The 4,662-nt window shown below is 44.9% G+C and carries 4 protein-coding genes; 2 read left to right on the forward strand and 2 right to left on the reverse strand.

Translation table 11 applies throughout. The features are described 5' to 3' along the window. Positions 1 to 593: DUF3137 domain-containing protein (locus VK541_RS02580; protein WP_324366631.1), on the forward strand; the 593-nt coding region annotated here is incomplete at its 5' end. Positions 594 to 648: 55 nt separating this feature from the next. On the opposite strand, the gene carB is transcribed toward VK541_RS02580, so the two are convergent. Beyond that, entirely contained in the window at positions 649 to 3,465 is a 2,817-nt protein-coding gene (gene carB, locus VK541_RS02585; protein ID WP_324366633.1) for a carbamoyl-phosphate synthase large subunit, read from the reverse strand. Positions 3,466 to 3,683: 218 nt separating this feature from the next. Further along, the gene (locus VK541_RS02590) at positions 3,684 to 3,995 is read right to left on the reverse strand and encodes a carboxypeptidase regulatory-like domain-containing protein (RefSeq protein WP_324366635.1); all 312 of its coding nucleotides are present in this window, start codon (positions 3,993 to 3,995) and stop codon (positions 3,684 to 3,686) included. A 226-nt stretch (positions 3,996 to 4,221) separates the two neighbouring features. Here VK541_RS02590 and VK541_RS02595 point away from each other — a divergent pair. Continuing rightward, on the forward strand, positions 4,222 to 4,662 hold a 441-nt coding region (locus tag VK541_RS02595), incomplete at its 3' end, for a hypothetical protein (RefSeq protein ID WP_324366637.1).

A 4,662-nucleotide genomic window follows, 5' to 3' on the forward strand; every position in this document is an offset into this window, starting at 1 on the left:
ACAGGTACTCCAGCCAGGATCAAATATTTGGATCAGCAGGAAAAACCAGGTTCTCCTTTTCAGAAGTCCATGCGGAGTACAAGACTGAAACGCAGACAAAAAATGGCAAGCAGGTGCATTGGCATACGATATTGAAAGGAATTGTTTTTTGCGCCGATTTCAACAAGTATTTTAATGGCATAACCGTGGTAAGACCAAAAGATTTTGGGAGTGCCATAGGCGCATGGTTTTCAGACAAATTGCCCATCTTTTCTTCTTCCGGCAAGGAGCTGGTAAAACTGGAAAACCCTAATTTTGAAGAACTGTTTGTCACCTATTCCAGCGACCAGGTAGAAGCGAGGTATATCCTGACACCAAGTATGATGGAGCGCTTGTGCCAACTGGAAGACAAATGCAAGTATACGATCTCCCTCTCTTTCATCGACACCCAAATGTTCATTGCATTTCCCCTGGACAAGGATTACTTCGAGCCTCCAGTGTTTAAGAGTCTGCTGGATCAGAAGTCGATCAATGAAGACCTCAGTGTGATCCGCTTTATGTATGACATCATCAAAGAACTGGACCTGAATACAAGAATCTGGGGGAAACAGTAGCCTTACGTCATAAAAAAGTCCCTTTCGGGACTTCATATTATTTATCGGTTCAGATTTACTTAGATAAGTACATTGATTTGTCTTTGTACAGCTTTCTGAAATAAGGATCTTCCAGGTCTTTAATAAACCGGATCGACTCGCCTGTGGACTTCATTTCCGGGCCTAATTCTTTGGTCACCTCAGGGAACTTGTCAAAAGAGAATACCGGCTCTTTAATCGCATAGCCTTCCAGTTTTCTTTCGATCTTAAAGTCTTTCAGCTTGTTTACACCCAGCATGACCTTAGCAGCAATATTGATATAAGGGACATCGTAAGCTTTAGCAATGAAAGGAACAGTTCTCGAAGCTCTTGGGTTGGCCTCTATTACATATACTTTTTCGTCTTTAACGGCAAATTGTATGTTCAGCAATCCAATCACGTTTAATGCCCTCGCGATCTTTTTAGAATAGATTTCCATATCACTGATCACCTTTTCAGATAAGCTGAATGGCGGCAATACCGCAAATGAATCTCCGGAATGTATCCCTGCAGGTTCTATGTGCTCCATCAGACCTACGATATGTACATCTTCACCGTCACAGATAGAATCAGACTCCGTCTCCTCTGCCCTGTCCAGGAAGTGGTCAATCAAGACCCTGATGCCCGGAAGATCACCAAGAAGCTTTACTACAGCTTTCTCCAGATCTTCATCGTTGATGACGATGCTCATCCCTTGTCCGCCGAGTACATAACTTGGTCTTACCAGTACCGGGTAACCAACTTCATTCGCTACCACAATTGCCTCTTCGGCATTTTCAGCAACACCATATTTTGGATAAGGGATCTCCAGTTCTTTCAGCAGGTCCGAGAAACGGCCCCTGTCTTCAGCAACATCCATATCATTGTAAGAAGTACCGATGATCTTGATGCCCCTCTCATGCAGTTTCTCTGCCATCTTTAAGGCTGTCTGTCCGCCCAGCTGCACGATCACACCTATTGGGTTCTCCAGCTCAATGATCTCACGCACATGTTCCCAGAACACCGGCTCAAAGTAAAGCTTATCTGCCATGTTGAAATCGGTAGATACAGTTTCAGGATTACAGTTGATCATGATCGCTTCAAAGCCTGTTTCCTTGGCTGCAAGCAAGCCATGCACACATGAATAGTCAAATTCAATACCCTGGCCGATACGGTTAGGCCCCGAGCCCAGAACAATTACTTTCTTTTTATCAGAAGGGAGAGATTCATTCTCTTCCTCAAAGGTCGAGTAGTAATACGGGGTCTGTGCGGCAAACTCTGCTGCGCAGGTATCCACCATCTTATACACACGGCTGATGCCCAGCGACTTTCTGCGGTCATAAACTTCATCTTCAGTCACATTGCCCAGCAAATAAGCAATCTGAATATCAGAGAAGCCTTTTTGTTTAAGCGTAAAGAAGAAATCTTTAGGAATATTATTAAGGGAATACCGTTTAAGTTCTACTTCCAGCTGAACCAGTTCCTGGATCTGCGAAAGGAACCATTTATCGATACGGGTCACTTTACGGATAGACTCCAGAGGAACGCCCATGCTCATGGCATCCTTGATCAGGAACAAGCGGTTCCAGCTGGCATGTTCAAGACCATACATGATCTCTTCGATGCTCCTGTTGTGCTTGCCGTCAGCGCCAAGTCCGGCCCTGCCGATCTCCAGACTCTGACATGCTTTTTGCAAGGCCTCTACAAATGTGCGGCCTATCGCCATGACCTCCCCTACAGATTTCATTTGCAGGCCCAGCTCCATGTTGGCCCCTTTGAACTTGTCAAAGTTCCAGCGCGGCACTTTTACGATCACGTAATCGAGCGTAGGCTCAAAGTATGCGGAAGTTGTTTTGGTGATCTGGTTTTCTATCTCATCCAGGTTGTATCCGATAGCCAGCTTAGAAGCTATTTTAGCAATTGGGTAACCGGTAGCCTTACTGGCCAGCGCAGATGAGCGCGATACCCTTGGGTTGATCTCAATCGCGATGATCTCGTCATTGTCCGGGTTCACAGAGAACTGCACATTACATCCTCCGGCAAAATTACCGATGGCACGCATCATTTTGATCGCCTGGTTGCGCATGTCCTGATAACACCTGTCGGATAAGGTCATTGCCGGCGCCACGGTGATGGAATCTCCGGTATGGATTCCCATCGGATCAAAGTTCTCGATAGAGCAGATGATGATCACATTGTCATTGGTGTCCCTTAGCAGCTCCAGCTCATATTCTTTCCAGCCCAATACGGCCTGTTCTACCAGCACTTCGTGGGTTGGAGAAGCCTCAAGACCACGTTTTAATGCCTGGTCAAACTCTTCTTTTTTGTGGACGAAACCACCGCCTGAACCACCAAGTGTATACGAAGGGCGGATCACCAGCGGGTAACCGATCTCCTGTGCAGCCTCTTTACCTTCAAGGTAAGAGTTGGCAATTCTGGAGTTGGCAACACCAACACCTATATCCACCATCAGCTGGCGGAAAGCTTCCCTGTTTTCAGTTTTTTCAATAGCAGCAACATCGACACCAATCACCCTCACCCCGTATTTTTCCCAAACACCACGCTCTTCAGCCTCTTTACAAAGGTTCAGGGCTGTCTGTCCACCCATTGTAGGCAGTACCGCATCGATCTTTCTTTCGATCAGGATCTGTTCAATCGAGTCAACGCTTAGTGGTCTCAGGTAAACATGGTCTGCGATAACCTTGTCGGTCATAATGGTCGCCGGATTGGAGTTAATTATGGATACTTCGATCCCCTCTTCTTTCAAAGAAAGAGCGGCCTGCGATCCGGAATAATCAAACTCACAGGCTTGACCAATGATAATAGGTCCTGATCCGATAATTAATACTGAGCGTATGGAGGTGTCTTTAGGCATAAGGCTTTAAAAAAGTCTAAAGTTAGTATTGGTAAAAATTGCAATTGCTGTAGACTGGAATAGTCTGTGAGATTTTTGTATGATCATCATTTAAGATCCCCGACTATTCTGTCGGGATGCAAAGTTACTGTTTTGCTCATTAAAAATAAGGTATTTTTTCAAAAACCCTTTTAAACAAAAAAGCGGGACTTTCGGCCCGCTTTTCTAACGTTTTAATCTTATTGCTGGAGCTTGATCTCTCCGACATCTGTGACCGCACTGTCCAGTACAGCTACATTCTCTACAGAGGTATCTTTATATGGCGCTTTGCCTTTCACCCATACGGTATAGGTGCCTTTTTTCACATTTGCAAAAGCGAAGCTTCCGCTGGTGATCTCAACTTTTAATGTATCTGTTCCGGCGATGGCCACGACCTGGGTAGCCCCCTCTGCTGGTGAAACTGTTCCTTTAATCCCACCCTCTCTTATCGACGTGAATGCCAGTAACCCTAATGACAATCCCGCTACGGTTAAAAATCCTAAGCTTTTCATAAGAACTTGTTTAAATTCATGCAACATTCTGTTAGTTGAGTAAGTGTCTTTTCATGCTTATGAAACCATTTATTGGTCTATTAAAGACAATCTTGTTCTACAATTGTTTTTAAAAGTTCAAACGCCGGTCAGTCATGCCTCCAGACTTTAAAGTCATATTCACATAAAATCATCCTCAATAATTGCTCAAGCACTACTTTGGAACAACATTTGCATCTCATAAAACATGAAAAAAATATTTGCTTTTTTATTCGCGGCAACCGTAGTTTTTACCGGCTGCGCCACCATGCAATCCATCATTAAATCTACATTCCCCTATACATCAACCCTGGTTATTCCGGCATCAGCCAAAGCCAACACCACCGCATCTGCCAGCTCAGCAGCTTCAAGTTTCGATGAGATCTTTGGAAACCAGGGCGGCACCAGCTACATTAAAGAAGTAAGGATTGCCTCCGCAAAACTGGACGCCAGCAATCCGACAGGCAAAAGCCTGGGCATGTTCAAATCCGTGAAACTGTTCATCTCCAATGGCAGCAGCGGCGAGATCATGGTGGCCTCAAGGACAGACGTACAGGAAAACATTGGGTCAAATCTGGTGCTCGATATAGACAATTCCAAATTTCTGGACAATTACATCAAAGGCAACAGCCTGAAAGTGAGGATAGAA

This window comes from Pedobacter sp. (assembly GCF_035317785.1).
GTDB lineage: Bacteria > Bacteroidota > Bacteroidia > Sphingobacteriales > Sphingobacteriaceae > Pedobacter.

What these genes read in the sequence shown, in the direction of transcription:
- carB (WP_324366633.1), bottom strand. Translation starts at nt 3,465, where the DNA reads ATGCCTAAAGACACCTCCATACGCTCAGTATTAATTATCGGATCAGGA.
- VK541_RS02590 (WP_324366635.1), bottom strand. Translation starts at nt 3,995, where the DNA reads ATGAAAAGCTTAGGATTTTTAACCGTAGCGGGATTGTCATTAGGGTTA.